Source organism: Mesorhizobium bavaricum, assembly GCF_056781655.1.
This window is the reverse complement of the sequence record NZ_CM165566.1, coordinates 6598420-6616454: the sequence shown is the minus strand read 5'-3', so window position 1 is coordinate 6616454 and position 18035 is coordinate 6598420. Positions and strand designations below refer to the sequence as shown.

13 protein-coding genes and 1 pseudogene are annotated in these 18035 nt (G+C 60.5%); 8 read left to right on the top strand and 6 right to left on the bottom strand.

Annotation, left to right across the window (positions count from 1 at the left end; all coding sequences use genetic code 11):
- Positions 1–73: 73 nt before the first annotated feature.
- Positions 74–2065 (top strand): CocE/NonD family hydrolase, encoded by a 1992-nt coding sequence (locus tag AC1RZR_RS32040; protein ID WP_481829169.1) that lies wholly within the window; start codon positions 74–76, stop codon positions 2063–2065.
- 265 nt (positions 2066–2330) lie between these two features.
- Here the strand turns inward: AC1RZR_RS32040 and AC1RZR_RS32035 are convergent, their stop codons facing one another.
- Together AC1RZR_RS32035 and AC1RZR_RS32030 are read right to left on the bottom strand one after the other, a co-directional pair.
- The gene (locus AC1RZR_RS32035; RefSeq protein ID WP_481827124.1) at positions 2331–3071 is read right to left on the bottom strand and encodes an SDR family NAD(P)-dependent oxidoreductase; all 741 of its coding nucleotides are present in this window, start codon (positions 3069–3071) and stop codon (positions 2331–2333) included.
- Between the two features lie 402 nt (positions 3072–3473).
- Entirely contained in the window at positions 3474–4367 is an 894-nt protein-coding gene (locus AC1RZR_RS32030; RefSeq protein ID WP_481827123.1) for a LysR family transcriptional regulator, read from the bottom strand.
- Positions 4368–4521: 154 nt separating this feature from the next.
- Between AC1RZR_RS32030 and AC1RZR_RS32025 the strand changes: the two genes are divergently transcribed.
- A complete protein-coding gene (locus AC1RZR_RS32025) occupies positions 4522–5175 on the top strand; it encodes a hydrolase (RefSeq protein ID WP_481827122.1) in 654 nt (217 codons plus the stop codon).
- 187 nt (positions 5176–5362) lie between these two features.
- On the opposite strand, the pseudogene AC1RZR_RS32020 reads toward AC1RZR_RS32025, so the two are convergent.
- Positions 5363–5537: pseudogene (locus tag AC1RZR_RS32020) on the bottom strand (transposase); the annotation flags it as partial.
- A gap of 95 nt (positions 5538–5632) precedes the next feature.
- A complete protein-coding gene (locus tag AC1RZR_RS32015; protein ID WP_477271302.1) occupies positions 5633–5920 on the bottom strand; it encodes a hypothetical protein in 288 nt (95 codons plus the stop codon).
- Between the two features lie 519 nt (positions 5921–6439).
- Here AC1RZR_RS32015 and AC1RZR_RS32010 point away from each other — a divergent pair.
- Positions 6440–6721, top strand: a complete 282-nt coding sequence (locus tag AC1RZR_RS32010) for a hypothetical protein (RefSeq protein ID WP_477271300.1) — start codon at positions 6440–6442, stop codon at positions 6719–6721.
- 49 nt (positions 6722–6770) lie between these two features.
- On the opposite strand, the gene AC1RZR_RS32005 is transcribed toward AC1RZR_RS32010, so the two are convergent.
- Positions 6771–7175 (bottom strand): MAPEG family protein, encoded by a 405-nt coding sequence (locus AC1RZR_RS32005; RefSeq protein ID WP_477271298.1) that lies wholly within the window; start codon positions 7173–7175, stop codon positions 6771–6773.
- Positions 7176–7654: 479 nt separating this feature from the next.
- On the opposite strand from AC1RZR_RS32005, the gene AC1RZR_RS32000 reads away from it, so the two are divergent.
- The gene (locus AC1RZR_RS32000) at positions 7655–9046 is read left to right on the top strand and encodes an FAD-binding oxidoreductase (RefSeq protein WP_477271296.1); all 1392 of its coding nucleotides are present in this window, start codon (positions 7655–7657) and stop codon (positions 9044–9046) included.
- 291 nt (positions 9047–9337) lie between these two features.
- On the opposite strand, the gene AC1RZR_RS31995 is transcribed toward AC1RZR_RS32000, so the two are convergent.
- The gene (locus tag AC1RZR_RS31995; RefSeq protein WP_481827121.1) at positions 9338–11323 is read right to left on the bottom strand and encodes a BTAD domain-containing putative transcriptional regulator; all 1986 of its coding nucleotides are present in this window, start codon (positions 11321–11323) and stop codon (positions 9338–9340) included.
- Between the two features lie 155 nt (positions 11324–11478).
- Here AC1RZR_RS31995 and AC1RZR_RS31990 point away from each other — a divergent pair, with 155 nt between their 5' ends.
- The 4 genes from AC1RZR_RS31990 to AC1RZR_RS31975 all read left to right on the top strand — a co-directional run bounded on the left by AC1RZR_RS31990 (position 11479) and on the right by AC1RZR_RS31975 (position 17892).
- Entirely contained in the window at positions 11479–12414 is a 936-nt protein-coding gene (locus AC1RZR_RS31990; RefSeq protein ID WP_481827120.1) for a DMT family transporter, read from the top strand.
- Position 12415: 1 nt separating this feature from the next.
- Positions 12416–13318 carry a DUF1194 domain-containing protein gene (locus tag AC1RZR_RS31985; protein WP_481827119.1) on the top strand — a complete coding sequence of 301 codons (903 nt, stop codon included), beginning with the start codon at positions 12416–12418 and terminating at the stop codon, positions 13316–13318.
- Between the two features lie 371 nt (positions 13319–13689).
- Complete coding sequence (locus AC1RZR_RS31980; protein ID WP_481827118.1) at positions 13690–15678, top strand: ABC transporter ATP-binding protein/permease; 1989 nt, start codon at positions 13690–13692, stop codon at positions 15676–15678.
- Between the two features lie 129 nt (positions 15679–15807).
- Positions 15808–17892 (top strand): sensor histidine kinase, encoded by a 2085-nt coding sequence (locus AC1RZR_RS31975; RefSeq protein WP_481827117.1) that lies wholly within the window; start codon positions 15808–15810, stop codon positions 17890–17892.
- Positions 17893–18035 lie beyond the last annotated feature (143 nt).

Genomic DNA, 18035 nt, shown 5'->3' with positions numbered 1-18035 from the left:
CTGGAATTGATCGCGACTTTCCGGCGGCGGGATAGTGTGCTTGCCACCGAGTGGAGCTTTCGTGGTTGATCGCATGACGAACAGGAATTTCCGTGTCATTGAAAATGAGTGGATCGTCCTGAAAGACGGCACCCGGCTCGCCGCGCGCATCTGGATGCCCGAAACGGTTCCTGGCGGGGTGCCGGCGGTGCTCGAATTCCTGCCTTATCGCAAACGCAACGGCACCGCCGCCCGTGACGAGTCCACCTATCCGGTCTTCGCGGCGGCTGGCATCGCGGGCGTGCGTGTCGACATTCGCGGTTGCGGAGAATCCGACGGCGTGATCGACGGCGAATATACCGCGCGCGAGCTTGCCGACGCCGTCGAGATTATCGAATGGATCGCTGCGCGGGACTGGTCGAACGGCAATGTCGGCATGATGGGAATTTCCTGGGGCGGGTTCAACGCGCTTCAGGTTGCGGCCTTGAAGCCACCTGCTCTCAAGGCCGTGATTTCCCTGTCGTCCACCGTCGACCGCTACAATGACGACATCCACTACAAGAATGGAGCGCATCTATCGGCGCAACTGTCATGGGCGGCGACGATGACTGCCTTCCAGTCGCGGTCCCCCGATCCCGATCTCGTCGGAGAACGCTGGCGCGACATGTGGCTTGAGCGTCTGGAAGGCGAGCCGTTCTTCATGGAGGAGTGGCTGTCCCACCAACGCCGCGACGACTTCTGGCGCCACGGGTCGATCTGCGAGGATTTTGACGGGTTTTCCGTTCCCGCACTGGTAATTGCCGGATGGGCCGACGGCTACCGCAACACGCCCTTGAAGGCGGTTGCCGGGATGCCGGAGATGGCCTGGGGCCTGATCGGTCCATGGGTTCACAAGTATCCGCATTTTGCTGATCCGAAGCCCCGCGCCGATTTTCATGCCGAGGCAATTTCATGGTGGCGGCATTGGCTGTGTGCAGAAGACAACAAGGTGGAGGATACGCCGAGGCTGCGTGCTTATATCCTGGACGGGCCGCGACCCGGCCGCCGGCGCGAGACCGACCCGGGCTATTGGGTTGCCATGGACAGATGGGACGTTCCCGACACACTCGTCCTTAGCCTGGACGCGTCGGGCAGGCTCGCTCGGTGCAATTCATCGCATGCTGAAGGAAATACCCTCCTGAACTCTCCTCAGGATACGGGCACCGCTGCGGGAGAGTTTTTCGCGCTGAAGCCGGATTCGGAAATGGCCGGCGACCAGCGTATCGACGATGCTGGATCACTCATTTTCGACAGCGCCGTCCTTGCCGAAGAATGCGTCGTCTTTGGTCAACCACTCGTAAAACTGTCGCTTTCCAGCGATGCCGACTTGGCCAACCTTGCCGTCAGGATCGTTGACGTCCATCCCGATGGTGTGGCGACGCGCGTCAGCTACGGTGTGCTCAACCTCGCGCATCGCAACGGCAATGCCAAACCACAGCCCCTGAAGCCGGGCGAGACGGTCGAAATCGAGTTGGTACTCGATGCGTGCGGCTACCGTTTTGCGCCCGGCCACCGTCTGCGTCTGTCGTTGTCCAGCGCCTATTGGCCGACGATCCTGCCGCCGCCCTGCGACGCAACGCTGACGATCGATCTTACCACGCTGCGATTGGGAGTGCCGCTGCTTGGCGAGCATCGCAGGGTCGAAATCGCGCAGCCATTCAATCCCGATCCTCTGCCCCGTTACGAGGTCCTGACGGAAGGATCATCGGGCCGCTCTGTTGAACGCGATCTGCAAAATGGCGTGACGCGCTACCGGGTGCGCGAGGATACAGGTCTTAGCCGCCATCCGGGCAACGGCTTGTGCACGCGCGACATCCGGCAGGAGGTATGGTCGATAGCTCCTGATGACCCGCTGTCGCTGACGGCAGAGATCCGCTGGACGTGCTGTGCCGAACGGGAAGGCTGGAGAACGCAAAGCCAATACATCACCCGTCTCTCTTGCACGACGACCGAATGGGTGATTATGGAGCGGGTTGAAGCACTGGCTGACGGTCACAAGGTATTCGAGCGCGAGCGCAGCGCCCGAATACCGCGTGACCATATGTAAGGGTGAGCTACATGTAGGTGTGAGCTACGCCCGCGTCTCAACCGGCAGCAGGCCAAACTTGCGAACCTTCACGGGAATTTCTCCTTCTAGCTGGTGTGGTTGAGCGGTTAGCTTGAAATCCTCTCAACACAGAGTCCACAGGGCTGCCTCCTTCACGTCGTCCTCGACCCGACTCTGCCAAGGCCGGGGCTTAGCGCGAATGGCGATGGGGCGCTCGATGCATTGCCGAGCACGCAATTGGCCCGCTTGCGAACATCAAGTCCGCTCAGGCGGTTGCGCCACCGTCGGCGGTCAGGATGGAGCCCGTGATCATGCTCGCGGCGGGACTTGCCAGAAAGACCACAGCGTTCGCGATTTCGCGCGGCTCGGCGTAGCGTCCCAGTGGCGTCAGGCTTCGCTGGAAATCGGCAGCCTCCCCATCCGCCGGATTTGCATCCGTATTGGTCGCTCCGGGCTGCACGAGATTCACGGTGATGCCGTTCGGACCGAGTTCACGCGAAAGACCGCGGGTGAAGGAGGTAAGTGCCGCTTTGGACATCGCGTAAACCGTTATGCCGGGGAATGGGACCCGCTCTCCCAGGGCCGAACCAATCGTGATGATGCGTCCCCCTTCGGTGAGATGCGGGATAACTGCTGTCGCAAACAGCACGGGCGCTCGCACGTTGACGTCCATCACGGCCTGATAGTCGTTCACGTCGATCTCGGCGATCGTTCCGGTGTGGCCGATAGCCGCGCTGTTGACGAGGATATCGAGTCCACCGAGCGCCGAGACGGCTTGGCTCACTGAGCGCTTGATGGCCTCCGGGGCGGCGCTGTCGGCTTGGATGGCGACTGCGCGACGCCCCATGCTTTCGATGGACTTGACTACCGCATCAGACTTCTCGGCGGAGCGCCAGTAAGTAAATGCAACGTCGGCGCCGTTCTCCGCCAGTGCTAACGCGATCGCGGCCCCGATGCCCCGCGATCCTCCAGTCACCAATGCACGTTTCCCACTCAGATCGATCATGTGTCCATCCTTTTCTACCAACTTTGTTCAGGCATCCAATTGGTTCGCGTAGGATGCGACACCCGCTCGACGGCCTGATCCGGGATTTGGTGTTCGGCATCGGTCCCGATTAGTGTCGAAAAGTGCCAAACCGTGTTGCGGGGGGAGGAACGCTGCCCCATGGCTCACAAGGCAGCCATGGCAATCATTCTCAGGAGCGATGGCCGCTTCGTCCTGGAGCCTAGGAAGCCACCGGCCCGGTAGGGCCCAGGCAAAGCCAGGCTGTCTGGATCCCGAACAGCCTGTTCGCACCGCCTCGGGCGGCCGCTGATGTGCGCTCCGGATGGGCGGCACCGCGCCCGCCCCGGTGCTGTCCCGGTGACGGAAATCGGTTCCTTGACAGGGCCTTGAACGGTTCGCGTTCTAGGGGTCGAGACCCCAAACTTCCGGGTTGCTTTTGAAATACTCAGTCAGCATTTCGGTGAGCACCCGCACTTTCCGCGCGGGATGCTGACCCGGCGGGCGTACGACATACGCGGCCCCCGGAGGTACCGGATAGCGTGTCATGATCGGAACCAATGCACCGGAGGCCACATATTCATATGTGATGCAATCTGGGAGCCAGGCGATGCCGAGGCCTGCGGCAGCAGCAGCGGCAAGTGCCGTGGCGCTGTCGGCCTTGAACTTGCCCTGCGGCTGGACCGTAACAATCTTGCTGCCATCCATGAACTGCCAGGGTTCCGTTCCCTGCATGAGGGCCTGGTGGGTGACGAGTTCATCCAGAGTCTCCGGTGACCCATGCGCTTTGATGTAACCCGGGCTTGCGACAAGCTTTCCATGGATCGGCCCAACGCGCTTCGCGATCAAGTTGGAGTCCTGAAGGTAGGCGCTCCGGATCGCGCAATCGAAACCCTCCGCTATGAGATCGACAAAGCGATCGCTGTAGGAGGTATGGATTTGAAGCTTCGGGTGCAGACGCGCCATTTCCGCGATCACCGGGGCGAAGTGGGTTGGGCCGAAAGTAAGCGGCATGGCAACCCTCAGCCGGCCGCGAAGGTCGCCGGTCGGGAGGATCGTTTCCCTGGCGGTGTCGATCTCGGCGCTGGCCCGGGCCGCATGGTCCCTGAACGTGATCCCCGCCTCGGTGAGAGCGGCGCCGCGGGTCGTTCGTGCAAGAAGCTGGACGCCAAGTTCCGCTTCAATCCGAAAGAGCCGCCGACTGACGATTGACTTGGAGACGCCGAGCCTGCGCGCGGCTGACGATATGCCCCCTGCATCGGCCACTGCGACGAATGTCTGTAGATCTTCGATGTCCATTCTGGCGTTCCTTGTTTCGCGACACAGCTCGCCCGACTATGCCACTACCGCATCACCAACAGGAACAGCAAATTGTGCCCAGGCAACGTCGCCCGCCGGCGCATGTCTCCCGTGAACCCATTGCCGTCCATGGCGGCAGAGAAAGGAAGTCCTGATGACCCTTCGTAACGGCCTCGATTCGCTTCTTCGTCCTGAAGACTCGTTACTCGTTCTGATCGACCACCAGCCTTACCAGCTCGCAAACCTGAACAGCCACGATCCCCATATGGTGGTCAACAACACGACCGCGCTGGCGAAGCTAGCAAAAGCCTTCAATGTTCCGACCATTCTCACCAGCGTGATCGCGGCGCGCGGTGGACTTCTCTTTAAGCAGATCACCGACGTATTTCCGAACCAGGAAGTCATCGATCGCACCTGGGTGAACACCTGGCAGGACGAGAATGTGGTGAACGTCGTCAAGGCGACCGGCCGCAGGCAGCTGATCATCGCCGGCCTGTGGACCGAGGTCTGCGTCGCAATGCCCGTGATCCAGGCCGCCGGCGAAGGCTGGGACGTGACCGTGATCACCGACGCGTCGGGCGGGATTTCGAAGGAGTCTCACGAAGTTGCCATCCAGCGAATGATCGCGGCCGGCGCGAACGTGATGACGGTGATGGCGCTCGCTGGCGAATGGCAACGCGATTGGGCGCGCACCGAGCATGTCGAGGAGTTGACCGAGATTCTCATCCAGCACTTCGGCGGCAGCGGCATCGCGTATCTTTGGGAGCAGCAACTGCTCAACACGCCGGTGCCGAGCCCTGCGGGCTAAGCTTGCTCGGGGGATGACGAGGATGTCGAGCAATCCGCTGCAGTGACCGCGCTGACCCTCGTCATCCCCTTCCTGCAGCACCGCCGTCCGAGCGCTGAATACTGCAACAGCTCATTCGGCGGACGCGCGCGAGCAACAAGCTGGACGCCATTGGCGGCGACAGCGCTGTTGCCCGCATAGATGCCGAACGGCCCCAGACACCAGCCCTCCGCCAGCGGACGAAGCGGTTGTAGCATGTGGTGTACGACCAAACGCCTCGGGCAGATCACGCCAGGGTGCTCCTGATCGCAAGACCCAGAAAATGCTATTGAGGCGCGTCGGTCGTTCACCCGAGGAAAGCCACGCGGCTTGTTCGGCAGCATTGGCTTGATGGCAACCCATCTCGCCTCGGCGGCGACCAGCCCTACATCATACTGCAGGCGATCGACGCCACGGGTGCCAAGGGCTGTCCCTGACTCTATGTTCCCTTCACGATTCTCGGTTTAGTCGGTCGGCGGGATTGATCCGCGCTCTCGAGGGCCAAAGCCAATCGCTTTTCGTCTTCTATGGCGCGATCGACTGCCTCAATTTCCTCTTGGAGCGCCTTCAGTTCGGCTCCGTAGCTGGAGCCGTCGCTGTCCCCGATCTGAAAGCCACTTGCCCGCATTGCGTCGCGAGTATGGTGCACGTTGCGGACTCCTTCGCGTCGAGTCGCGACCAGGATTTCCCTGAACTCTCCAAGACGTTCAACGTGATTGCGAGTCATTGAGTTCTCCTATTTTCGTCGTCATCGTCGCCGGCGGCGATTCAAAACGGCTAAAACTTACGGCGCAGAAGGCTAAGAGACTACAATAGATACTCTCGACAAAGCATGAGTGCGGAAGCTCAAATTTGAACGTCTTGCAATAACGTGGAGCGCGGCAGGCGGAAATTGGTTTGGGACCCAACCGATCACCCACCTGATGCTAGACGCTCCGGCCGAGCGCGTCTGCCGCTCGGCGCTTGTTGGAGGCGCAAACAGACCTGCCCGATGTTTCATGCGCGAACGCCTGAGATGCGAGCGCCGCCATTAACCATCGATTAACTATCCGGTCGCCTTTGATTCAATTTTGCAGCATACTGATTTGGGTAGCGAGGCTGCTCAAGGAGACTGGAACAAGAGGGTAATTCTCCTGTTCGCGCACGTGTACTTTCACTCGCGACAAGTTGAAATTGAAAAAGAAGCGACGGAACACCGTCGTCTCATAGGGAGGCGCCAGCATCATGTTTGATGAGGAGCGCCAGAATGAAGATCGAAGATGCAGTTGCGGCGGTGACGTCAGAAGCGAGCGCGCTCACATCTTGCCTCGGCCAGCCCGTTCTCGCCTACCACGTCACGGAAATCATGAGAGAGGCAGACCTGGCACACGCCCGCGAGATGCAACTCGCGCTGGTGCGACGAAGCATCGAAGCTCTTGTGGATGACGGCCTGGAAGGCGTCGCCGCCGAACATTTTGCATCCCAGTTCGACGGCCGCATCGGCTTGACCTGGAAACTCCTGCACGCATCCGATGGCGTGGCGCATTGATCAAGACCAGACGGTCTTGGTCGACGTGGTTCTGAAGTCGCGGCACTCGTCAGATCAACAGCATCCAGGACCAATACGCACCGATCACCATTTGCACGGCGAACGCGGTGAATCTGAGGCTGACCGCGAGCTGGGTCGTGGAGACGAGGTGGATCATCGACTGCATTATCCGTGCGCCTAACAGCGTGTAGGCCAGGGGATTCGTGATATCTGTTTTTGCAATGATGATCGCGACGCCTAGCAGACCTCCGAAGATTGGAAGCCCTTCAATGCAGTTGGCGTGGGCGCGGGCCAACCGCTGCATGAAGGGGGTGAGTGCTGCGTTATCTGGCGTGAAGCCGTTTGCCGCGACTTGCCCAGAGATCACCAGGTAGGTCCGGATGACTTCCATCACGATCAGCAGGGCCAGTGCCCACGAGATGAATCCAGTCAATGCATAAGCACTCGCCGACATGTGCCGCCCCCGTTGTTCGCCCTTTGGGCCGCTCGATCACAATGCGATCATGACCCCTAATGCGCAACACGGGTAGGTGATCCTATCTACTGACTTCCGTTTTCCACCAAGCATCGCCGTGCATGACTGCTCAGATGGCGGCCGAGACCGGAACCGGGGCGGCCACCGTGTTCAGATTTCAGTTCCCTCTGCGACGGTCAGTGCATCTTCTATGTCCACGCCGAGGTATCGAACGGTGTTTTCAATCTTGGTGTGTGCTTTGTGAGATCACAATCAAGGAGCTCCAAGAGACACCTGCGCTCAACGACTGGGGTAACCGACGACCGCGCGAGGCCGCGCACGAGATACAGCGGCGCGTCTGCGACGGTATCGCCACTGATCGGATCGAGGTGTTTTCGGCATCACAAGCCCGCCAGCTGGTGTTATGCTACTTTTTGCCCCGAGGCTTGAGCTTAGGCGATGAGGTTGAGGAGGAGGATATGGCAGAGACGGAGCTTCAAAACCGCAGTGGAATGCCGATTGGCGCCGATCTTATCGATGAGTTCGCTTCCGGGTTGGCTGGACGCTTAATCCGGCCCGCTGATGCCGACTACGACGAGGCACGTCGTATTTGGAACGCGGCAATCGACCGACACCCGGGAGTGATCGCACGCTGCCTTGGTGTTGCCGATGTAATCCAGGCGGTGAAATTCGCGTCTAGAAATGACCTTCTGGTCGCGGTGCGTGGGGGCGGTCACAATGTCGCCGGGCGGGCTCTATGCGACAACGGCATCGTTATCGACCTCTCCGCCATGCGTGGCGTGCTTGTTGATCCCAAGACGCGGACTGTGCGGGTGCAGGGCGGCTCCACGCTTGGTGATCTCGATCGCGAAACGCATCTGCATGGGCTTGCGGTGCCGGTCGGCGTCGTCTCGAAGACCGGCGTTGCCGGTCTGACACTCGGCGGCGGCGTAGGCTGGCTGGTGCGCAAGCACGGGCTCAGTTGCGACAATGTGATCTCGTTTGAACTGGTGACGGCGGAGGGACACCTGCTGACGGCCAACGCAGAAGAACACCCCGACCTCTTTTGGGCCTTGCGCGGCGGAGGCGGCAATTTCGGCATCGTCACCTGCTTCACCTTCCGAGCGCAGCAAATATCTTCGGTGCTCGGCGGCTTGATTGTTCACGCCCGCGACAAGTCCGGCGAGGTGCTGCGCTTCTATCGCGACTTCATGGCCACGGCACCGGAGGAACTGACTGCCTACGCGGCCATGCTGACGACGCCGGACGGCATGCCGGCGGTCGGCATAATCTCATGCTGGTGCGGCGAGGGGGAAGAAGGCGCACGTGTGCTGGCGCCGCTGCGAGCCTTCGGTCCGCCGCTGCTCGACGCCATCCAGCCAATGCCCTTCCCGTCGATGCAGAAGCTGCTGGACGGCGCTTTCCCGAACGGTACCCACAATTACTGGAAGGCGAGCTTCGTTCCCCAGCTTACCGACACGATCATCGATCTGCTTGTCGAGCATGGAAATCGGATGGAGTCGCCTCTTTCGGCCTGCATCGTGGAGTTCTACGGCGGCGCGCCAGGCCGCATCGGTCGCGCGGACTCCGCCTTCGCCCAGCGGAACGCAGAATACAACATCGGGATGACTGCACAGTGGGCGGATCCGGCCGAAAGTGAAAGGCATATTGCCTGGGTGCGGGCCATGTTTGATGCGTTCGAGCCGCATTCGAGCGGCATGCACCTTCTGAACTTTCAGAGCGAGCCCGCGGACCAGATGATCCGCGCCTCCTTCGGCGACAACTACAGTCGGCTTGCCGAGGTAAAGCGGAAATATGACCCGACGAACTTTTTTAGCGTCAACCAAAACATCTCGGCCGCGACACACTAGGCGCTTTGCCGCCCGGCAGCCTGTGGCCGCCGGTCGGTCCGCTTCAAGTCGAATGGATCAGGAAAGCAGCCGTTCTGCCGAGACCCTGATGCCTACCGAAGCTTTCGCCTGAGCGACCATGCGAACGTCGCATGATGCAGGCGGCCTGTCGCTGCTCAAGGATGCCAGCGAAAAGCTCAGCGTTTCGGCGCGGGCTTACCACCGGTGCTGAAGTGGCCCGGAAGCTGGCCGATCTCGACCCTAGCGAACCGTCGGACCGCATCCATCTCGATCTGTCTCTTCGTGATCGAATCAGGAACTCGGAAGGCCAGCCCTCGACAGCATTTCAAGGAATCTCGCGTGATGATGATCCTTCACATAGCGTGGCACAAAGCTGGGGCAAACATTATCCAGGTTGAGATGTGGAAGTTGTGACAGGCAATGATGGACGGCCCGTGAGGCTTCGTCGTTGTTTCCGGTTGCCGCGGCGGCCGCAGCCCAATAGAGGGCGCCGCGAACGAATCCCGGCTTTGTCCTGACCACCCTGCGGGCGACTTCGAGCGCCCGCCAATCGTCTCCGCCCGCGAACAGTGCAACAACCAAGGCATGGTGACGCCAGAAGTCGATTACGTCATGCGTTCCGAGCCGGATTGCCTCGTTGGCCTCACGCACTGCTTCGCTGACCTCTCCGCGCAACGCAAAGAGCATCGAAATATCGCCGTGGCCGGTCGGATAGCTTGGGTTGAGGCTGATCGCATGTTGGCATTCGGCGATCGCCTCGTCGATGCGGCCGGAACTTTCGAGAGCGAATGACAGGATGCAGCGGGCAATTTCGTCGTCAGGCACCGCCCGTACCGCTGCTTCCGCAAGCTCGACCGCACGCTCGATCTGGCCCGGCTCCCGGGGCAGCGAGCCAAACGCCACGCCCATGGAAATTACGATCGAGAGCGTCCGCTTCGCACGAGCGTTGTCGGGACCTATCGAGACAGCCTTCTCGGCAAGCTCTATCCCGACCGATAGCGAGTCCCGGGTCATCTCAAAATACTTCATGAGAGCCTCGTTCACCAACCTGCGCACTTCAGGAGGACCAGGCGGGCTCTTGTCGCGGACTTTCCAATTGGTCAGTTGAAGGTCGAGGATCACTGCCAGGACAACAGACTGTGCGATCCTGTCCTGGAATTCCAGCGCGTGCTCGGAGTGGCCGTCGAACTTCTGGGCCCAGACGTTGTGGCCGCCAGCGGCATCGACAAGCTGGACGTTCACCCTCAGCCCATTGCCGGATCTCTGGACGCTGCCGCTGAGCATATATCGCGCCCGGCGCATTCCCGGCGTTTTGGCTTCATCGCCTGGGCCGTTCTTCTCCATGGACGGAAGCGCAGAGAGCACGACATAGTCGGCCACCTCGGAAAGGGCTGTGGTGATGTCCTGGACGAGTCCCTTGGCGAAAAAGTCGTCGCCTTGCTTTCCGGTCAGATTGATGAAGTCGGCAACGCTGATGGACGGGCGCCCGAGACGCTGGCCGGCCGGAATACCACTTGCCGACTGCATATTTGACGCCGTGTCGGCAGCAGACAGCATGGATTGCCAAAGCGCTCGCGTCTCCGGGCCGGCTTCGACCCCAAACTCCTTCTTCAGCATGCTTTTGCAAGCCTCGTATGTCCTGATCGCCCTGTCGCGTTGGCCACATGCGAGGAGCAATTCCATCTTGAGCCGATAGGATTCTTCCCGCGTCGGTTCCATGGCCAGAACGCGATCAACCAGGATGACCCCGGTTTCCGCGTCGACGAGGCGTGCCAATTTCTCGAAAGCCTCGAGTGCGCGGCTCAGCAGCCTGTCGCGTTCGGATGCGACCCAGTCATCGAACCCATTGCTTCCCAGATAATGCCCGTCGAGGAATGGCCCGGTATAGTTCGCCAGAGCCTTTTCGAGTTCCGACACGGAACGAGCCGAGAGGCCTGCTTCGAACTCCGCCACGTCAACCCGAACCGCGTCCGGCGCAAGGCCAATCAACTCCCCGCGGGAATGGATGAGATCCACACCTGCTCGCGACAGATCCCGGCGCAAGACGCTGAGGGTTTGCCGCAGGCTATTGCGCGAGTGTTCGCTATCGCTGTCACCCCAAAACAGATCAGCCAGTCTCTCCCGGGTCGCCACCATGCCCGGACACCGGGCGAGATAAGCAATGATCGCGGGACCCCGTTTCCCTGTCAGCCGGAGCGGATCCGCCTTTTCATTTTCGATCCGGAAACCGCCGAAGAGCGAGATTCTATTTGCAGCGCTGCTATTCTTATTTTGCATTCGCTCTCCCAGCCTGACGAAATTCTAACTCAAAACTAACGCTTCGCAAACTGTAGCGCCCCGCCCTCAAGCGCTGTCGTGACGCAAGGTCAATTAGGCTTCGCTAAACTATGGCGACCGAGCCAGCAACAGGCTTTGGCTCGAGGGGGTGGCGGGTGTCCAAGACTAGAGCCAATTTGCTGCTGCTGTTTGCAGCTGCTTTATGGGGCCTCGGCAATGTCGCGCAAAAGACAGTGCTTGCTCATCTCGACGCACTGAGTGCCGTCGGCCTGCGCTGCCTGATCGGTGGGCTGCTTGTACTGCCCTTTGTCTTGATCGAAAGGCGACTGCCTGCCGGGCCGGGTTATTTCTCCAGTCTGGCCAGGGTGGGTGTGCTGTTTGCCATCTCCATCACGCTTCAGCAGCTTTGCTATCTCGGCGCCACGGTCACGAATGCAAGCTTCCTGGTGAGCACGGCAACGGTGATGACACCACTGGCCGCCTGGCTGCTCATCGGCGAACGTCCGACAGCGGCCCTTGCCATCGCCGCCGGGTTGACCGTGCTCGGTGCCCTGCTTTTGTCCGGTGGGATGGCCGGTCTCAGCGGCGGCGATCTCACCGCCATCCTGTCGGCTGCCTGCTATGCGCTCTGGATGGTCGAGCTTGGCCGGCACATGCAGGCCCACGCGCGACCGTTCACGGCCGCGGCGACCCAGTTCCTCGGCGCCGCCGCTTTCGCCCTGCCGCTCGGGGCACTGCAAGGCAACCTGTCGCTGGCCGGTGCATTTGCTGCCGGCCCGGAACTGGCAGTCCTCGGCGTGTTCTCCACCGCTATCGCTTTCGGCATACAGATTGCCGCCCAGCGCTTCACTCCCGCCAGTCATGCCGCCGTGATCGTCAGTGCCGAAAGCGTCTTCGGGGCGCTGGGCGCGGCGATCTTCCTCGGCGAACGGAACTCACCGGCAGGCGCATTGGGTGCCGCGATCATTCTCGGTGCGATCCTGTCCGTCGCACTGTCGAACCGAACGCCGCGGGACCAAGGCCCCTCGCCAAATTTCCACATGTTGAAAATGGCAGCTTTGAAAACGACCGGTTGTCGAGATGGAGAATGAGATGTTCGGAAGTGCGCATCAGGACGTAGGTGCCTTGTCTGCAGCGGTCTCCTTCCGCGAGCAGGCGCGGGCGGTACGCGGGGACTTTCTGAAGCCGTTGAAACGATCTGCCGGAGGGTCGGCAAAGCAGGCCAGCTCATACTTGAGACTGGCGGGAACGCTTGCCGCTTCGGTGTTTTGGGGGCTGCAGGCACACGCGGCCAACGTCGATGTTGCCATCGTATTCGCGGTCGATTTCTCGTCCTCGATTGATCCGGAGATTGCCGACCTGCAGCGCGAGGGACATGCTGCGGCGCTCACTTCGCCAGAGATCATTGCGGCCATCACGCGGAACTACGTTGGCTGCATCAGCGTGGCCTACTTTGAATGGTCGAGTCCCGGGCACACACGCATTGTGCTGCCGTGGACAAATATCTGCGGGCTGGAAGATGCCAAGGCGGCTGCGTCGGTGATCAGCAAGAAAGGAGATACGGGCCATATTCGCAGAGGGCGAAGCGGAACATCCGTTTCCGCGGCCATCGACGTCGGATGCCTACTGCTCGACCAGTTCCCTGGAAACGCGGCCAAGAAAGTAATCGACATCTCTTCCAATGGTGAGAACAACGACGGACTTCCTGTTCAGCCGAGCAGGCTCAACGCCGTTGCCAAGGGATACACAATCAATGCAATCGCCATTCCAGCAAAAGATGAGAATCCTGAACAACCATTGGCATCCTATTTCGCCCAATCGGTCATTGGCGGTTCGCAAGCCTTCGTCATAACCCCGAAGGGCCCAAGCGACTATACTATGGCCCTTCGCCGGAAGCTGGTGACGGAAGTCAGCATAAACGTCGACCCACAACCTCCCGCCATCGGCGGTTGGGCGCTCTTCAAGCCAGTGATCCCAAACCTTGCGGAGAACTAAGCCTAAACCGCTTGTCCGGGGCTGGGCGGTACTGGGTCGTCTTCTCGACTTGGCTGCGAAAAGCCCTGTCGCCGAAATCCATATTCTCGATGACGATGTTTCGCGGCACAACGCCTTCCGCGCACCCGGCGCAGCGTCACTCGAGGAATTGGCCCGGCGGCCTTTGAAAGTCGAATGCTTGACGGCGATCTGCACGCGGCTTCATCGGCCCTAAATGGCGCGATGCAGCAGACCAGCGGCGAGTTGTCGGCAAATAAAGCCAGTTGTTCGAGAACGAACATAGCGAGCCTGTTACGAATAACCAGCCTTGGCGCCTGCGGCCTCATGCTGATGTCATGAAACCTTTTGATTTCTAAGCCGTTGTCGGCCGCATGTCTCCTAGATCCAAACCGAAACCGACCAACGGTGCCAAACCACGCAGTACCAGGGCGTCGCGTCGGCAGGAGGGGCCTGCCGTGGAAGTCGCGTCCGAGGTGGTCAGCAAGGCCGCGCCGCCGCCGGAAGCTATCGAACCAGATCCACAGCTGACGCCCGAAGAGGCCGAGCAGACGCGCAAGAAATACCTCCTGACGCGCTTCTGGATCAGCGCGCGTGGTTATTGGAGCCGGCATGGCGACCGGCTCGCTTGGCCGTGCACGATCGGCCTGTTGGCCCTGATCGTCATCAACGTCGGTTTCCAGTATGGGATCAACGTCTGGAACCGCGCGATTTTCGACGCCATCGAGAACCGCGACGCCCACACCGTTTATTTCCTCAGCGTCGCTTTCCTGCCGCTCGTGGCCGGAAACGCAAGTCTCGTCGTGGCACAGGTCTTCCTTCGCATGACGATTCAACGTCGCTGGCGCTCCTGGCTTACAACTTCGGTCATCGGCCGCTGGCTGGCCAACGGCCGCTATTATCAGTTGAACTTGGTCAGCGGCGACCACCAGAATCCCGAAGCCCGCATCGCTGAGGATTTGCGGATTGCGACGGAGTCGCCCGTCGATTTCATTGCCGGTGTCATTTCCGCATTCCTGTCGGCTTCAACCTTCATAGTCGTGCTGTGGACGATCGGCGGTGCGCTCACCCTGCCGATGGGAGGCTCGAGCGTCACCATTCCCGGCTTCCTCGTTGTAACCGCGGTGATCTATGCCGCCATCACCTCCACTTCGATGGTGGTCATTGGCCGCCACTTCGTCGAACTCTCGGAGGCGAAAAACCAGACCGAAGCCGAATTCCGCTACACGCTAACGCGCGTGCGCGAAAACGGCGAGAGCATTGCATTGCTCGGCGGCGAGGAAGAGGAGCGCAGTGGCATCGACAAGACCTTCGCCCATGTCCTCAAGCAATGGGCGTTGCTGACGGGCCAGCACATGCGCACCGCTCTGGTGTCGCAGGGGTCGAGTCTGTTTGCTCCGGTTGTGCCGGTCTTGCTTTGCGCTCCGAAGTTTCTCGAAGGCAGTATGACCCTTGGACAGGTCATGCAGGCTGCCTCCGCTTTCGCCATCGTGCAGGGCGCGTTTGGATGGCTGGTCGACAACTACCCGCGCCTTGCCGACTGGAACGCTTCCGCGCGACGCATCGCCTCGCTGATGATGTCGCTCGATGGACTCGAGCGCGCCGAGCAGAGCGACGCCTTGGGGCGCATCACCCTCGGCGAAACTGAAGGCGAGGCAATACTTAGCCTGAACGATCTCTCCGTATCGCTTGACGATGGCAGTGCCGTGGTCAGGGAAACCGAGGTCGCGATCGAACCGGGTGAGCGGGTGCTGGTCGCCGGCGAATCCGGTTCAGGCAAGAGCACGCTGGTGCGGGCGATCGCGGGCCTGTGGCCGTGGGGTGGCGGCAGCGTCAATTTCCACCCTGACAAGCGAATGTTCATGTTGCCGCAACGTCCTTACATCCCCTCGGGGACGCTTCGCCGTGCGACCGCCTATCCCGGTGCAGCCGACAACTGGACGCTGAAAGAAATCAGGGCCGCGCTTGACAAGGTGGGACTCGGTCATCTGAGCGACAAGATCGAGGAAGACGCGCCATGGGACCAGACCCTGTCGGGTGGCGAAAAGCAGCGGCTCGCATTTGCGCGCCTCCTCTTGCACGCCCCAGATATCATCGTGCTCGATGAAGCGACGGCAGCACTCGATGAGAAGAGTCAGGACAAGATGATGGAGACCGTCATCCAAGAATTGCCGACGGCCACCATCATAAGTGTTGCGCACCGGGTCGAGTTGGAAGCCTTCCATAGCCGAAAGATCACCTTGGAGCGGCGCAAGGGTGGCGCAAAGCTGGTGAGCGATGTCGATCTTGTCCCGCGCAAGGGCGGACGAAAGTTGCTTGCGAGCCTTCTCAGACGGCGGCGCACCTACCAAAAATCTGGATGAGCCGGAGCAAATACGCGCTGCCGCAGACCAAAAAGCCTGCCCGGTCGGGATACGGCTTGCAAACATAGCCTCTGTTTTCCGCCGCTGCGTTCGCTTGAACTAACGCTTGCTGTCCGCAGGCTTGCGATTATGGTTGGCGAAGTTTCTGAGGCGGCAGGGGAACAGCATTTGCCTCGTCGATCGGCTCGATCTCACCTGCTTGGCCTGATCGCGGCCGCGGTGATACCCGTCTGGCTCTTCGCGGCCTATCAACTGGTCCAATATGCTGTGCATGAGCGGTCCCGCTTCGAACAGGACGCACGCCAAACCGCCCGGCAGGTTTCGCTCGTCGTCGAGGGTGAACTGGCCAATCTCCAAACGACTCTCAACGGCCTGTCGAAATCGCCTGCTCTATCCAATGGCGATCTGGAGGCTTTCCGCGGCGAGGCGCTCAGCCTGGTCGAAGGGACGGACCGGATCATCGTCTTGCGCGATTTAGGTCGCAATCAACTGTTGAATACAGCGATCGGATACGGCGCAGATTTGCCGCCGGTCGAACCGATTCCGGCAGGGGATATGGAGAAACTCAGAGCGTCTGGACTGTTGGTCAGCGATGTCTTTGCCGGCAGGGATTCCAAAAACCACCGCATCGCCGTTGCCATACGGGTGCCGGCTCCGACGGGCGAAGACCTGGTCCTTTCGATTTCTATCCCAACCGCGCACATCCGCGATGTGATGATGCCTGCTGTGCCTGAAGGCTGGACGGTCGGTGTTGGAGATCGCGACGGAAGTTACGTGGCTCGTTCCAGGTCGCATCAGGAGATGACCGGCAAGCCCGGATTGCCGGAATATCTAGAAAAAATCGTTGGCCGCTCCGGCAGCTTCACATCCCGCAACTTCGAGGGCACCACGCTGCTGGCAGGCTACTACCGATCCTCCTATTCCGATTGGTTCTATACCGCCAATGTGCCGCTTTCGGAGGTACAGGCGCCGCTGTGGCGCTCGCTCGCGGCAATTTGCGGTATCGGCCTCCTGGCGCTTCTTGTGTCGACCGCCCTCGGATACGTCGTTGGAAAGCGCTTCACTGGAGCGACCACCGACCTTGCCGCCCGCGCTGAGGCGCTTGGGCAGGGCCGCACAGTTGAGCCCATGTCCACCACGGTTGCCGAATTCGGTGCCATTGCGCAGGCGCTGGTAGCTGCAGAGGGCGCCATCGCCGAGCGCCGGTATGAGTTGGAGACCGTACTGGAGACGGTGCCGGCGGCAGTCTGGTTCACCTATGACCCTAAAGCCCTTCAGGTCATTCGCAATCGCTTCGCGGCGGAACTCATGGGTTTGCCGACCGACGCCCGCAAATCGTTTGGCGCGCCCGACCTCGTGATCAATACCGTGGCGGTCAAGGACGGCCATACCGTGAGCCGGGAGGACCGGCCTCTAAGTCGGGCAATGCGCGGAGAACTGACCGACAACGAAGAATTCGCCTATACGCTTCCGTCGGGCGTGGAGCGCTTTCTGCTCTCGAGCGCGCGTCCGATCCGCAGCCCAGGCGGCAGCATAATTGGTGCCGTGCAGATCAGCCTCGACATAACCGACCGCAAACGCGGCGAAGAGCATCGCAAACTGCTGGTCAACGAACTGAACCACCGCGTCAAGAACACGCTTTCGGTGGTCCAGGCCATTGCCAACCAGACGATCCGCAACGCAACCACATTGCCCGAGGCAGGACGGACCCTGTCCAGCCGGCTGATCTCGCTGGCGAAGGCACACGATATCCTGACGCAGAAGAACTGGAGCGGCGCCGATCTCCATGATCTGATCGCAGCATCGATCAAGCCACATGCTCCGATCGCACGTTTTCAAATCAGCGGAGAGAAGGTTTGGCTTCCGCCCAACGTCGCCCTTTCATGTGCTCTCGGGCTTCATGAACTTACGACGAATGCAATCAAATATGGGGCGCTGTCGAATGCGAACGGCAGGGTTTCGATCTCTTGGAAGCTTGATGGTCAAAAACACCAACGCCGACTTGAACTCGAATGGCGAGAGACCGGGGGCCCAACCGTTGGTCCTGTCGAGCGCAAGGGATTTGGCACCCAGCTTCTGGAGCGCATATTCGACTCCGATTCCGGGGGCCGAGTGGTGCTGACTTTCGAAAGGTCAGGACTGGTCTGCCTTTTTCGGGTGAACCTGTCTGAACCGAATGAGGCCGAAGCACATTTCCCAGGCAGCGAGACTTAAATATTGCGGTTCCGTTTCTTGCCGTTGGGCTACTTAGCGGAATCCTGAGAAACGGTTTCGCTTGTTCCGGATCGGCGATGCCGTGGCCAGCCGGAACATTCACGCAGCTTATCTACGACACGCATCGTCTGATCATCAACGCC

What these genes read in the sequence shown, in the direction of transcription:
- AC1RZR_RS32040 (WP_481829169.1), top strand. Translation starts at nt 74, where the DNA reads ATGACGAACAGGAATTTCCGTGTCATTGAAAATGAGTGGATCGTCCTG.
- AC1RZR_RS32035 (WP_481827124.1), bottom strand. Translation starts at nt 3,071, where the DNA reads ATGATCGATCTGAGTGGGAAACGTGCATTGGTGACTGGAGGATCGCGG.
- AC1RZR_RS32030 (WP_481827123.1), bottom strand. Translation starts at nt 4,367, where the DNA reads ATGGACATCGAAGATCTACAGACATTCGTCGCAGTGGCCGATGCAGGG.
- AC1RZR_RS32025 (WP_481827122.1), top strand. Translation starts at nt 4,522, where the DNA reads ATGACCCTTCGTAACGGCCTCGATTCGCTTCTTCGTCCTGAAGACTCG.
- AC1RZR_RS32015 (WP_477271302.1), bottom strand. Translation starts at nt 5,920, where the DNA reads ATGACTCGCAATCACGTTGAACGTCTTGGAGAGTTCAGGGAAATCCTG.
- AC1RZR_RS32010 (WP_477271300.1), top strand. Translation starts at nt 6,440, where the DNA reads ATGAAGATCGAAGATGCAGTTGCGGCGGTGACGTCAGAAGCGAGCGCG.
- AC1RZR_RS32005 (WP_477271298.1), bottom strand. Translation starts at nt 7,175, where the DNA reads ATGTCGGCGAGTGCTTATGCATTGACTGGATTCATCTCGTGGGCACTG.
- AC1RZR_RS32000 (WP_477271296.1), top strand. Translation starts at nt 7,655, where the DNA reads ATGGCAGAGACGGAGCTTCAAAACCGCAGTGGAATGCCGATTGGCGCC.
- AC1RZR_RS31995 (WP_481827121.1), bottom strand. Translation starts at nt 11,323, where the DNA reads ATGCAAAATAAGAATAGCAGCGCTGCAAATAGAATCTCGCTCTTCGGC.
- AC1RZR_RS31985 (WP_481827119.1), top strand. Translation starts at nt 12,416, where the DNA reads ATGTTCGGAAGTGCGCATCAGGACGTAGGTGCCTTGTCTGCAGCGGTC.
- AC1RZR_RS31980 (WP_481827118.1), top strand. Translation starts at nt 13,690, where the DNA reads ATGTCTCCTAGATCCAAACCGAAACCGACCAACGGTGCCAAACCACGC.
- AC1RZR_RS31975 (WP_481827117.1), top strand. Translation starts at nt 15,808, where the DNA reads ATGGTTGGCGAAGTTTCTGAGGCGGCAGGGGAACAGCATTTGCCTCGT.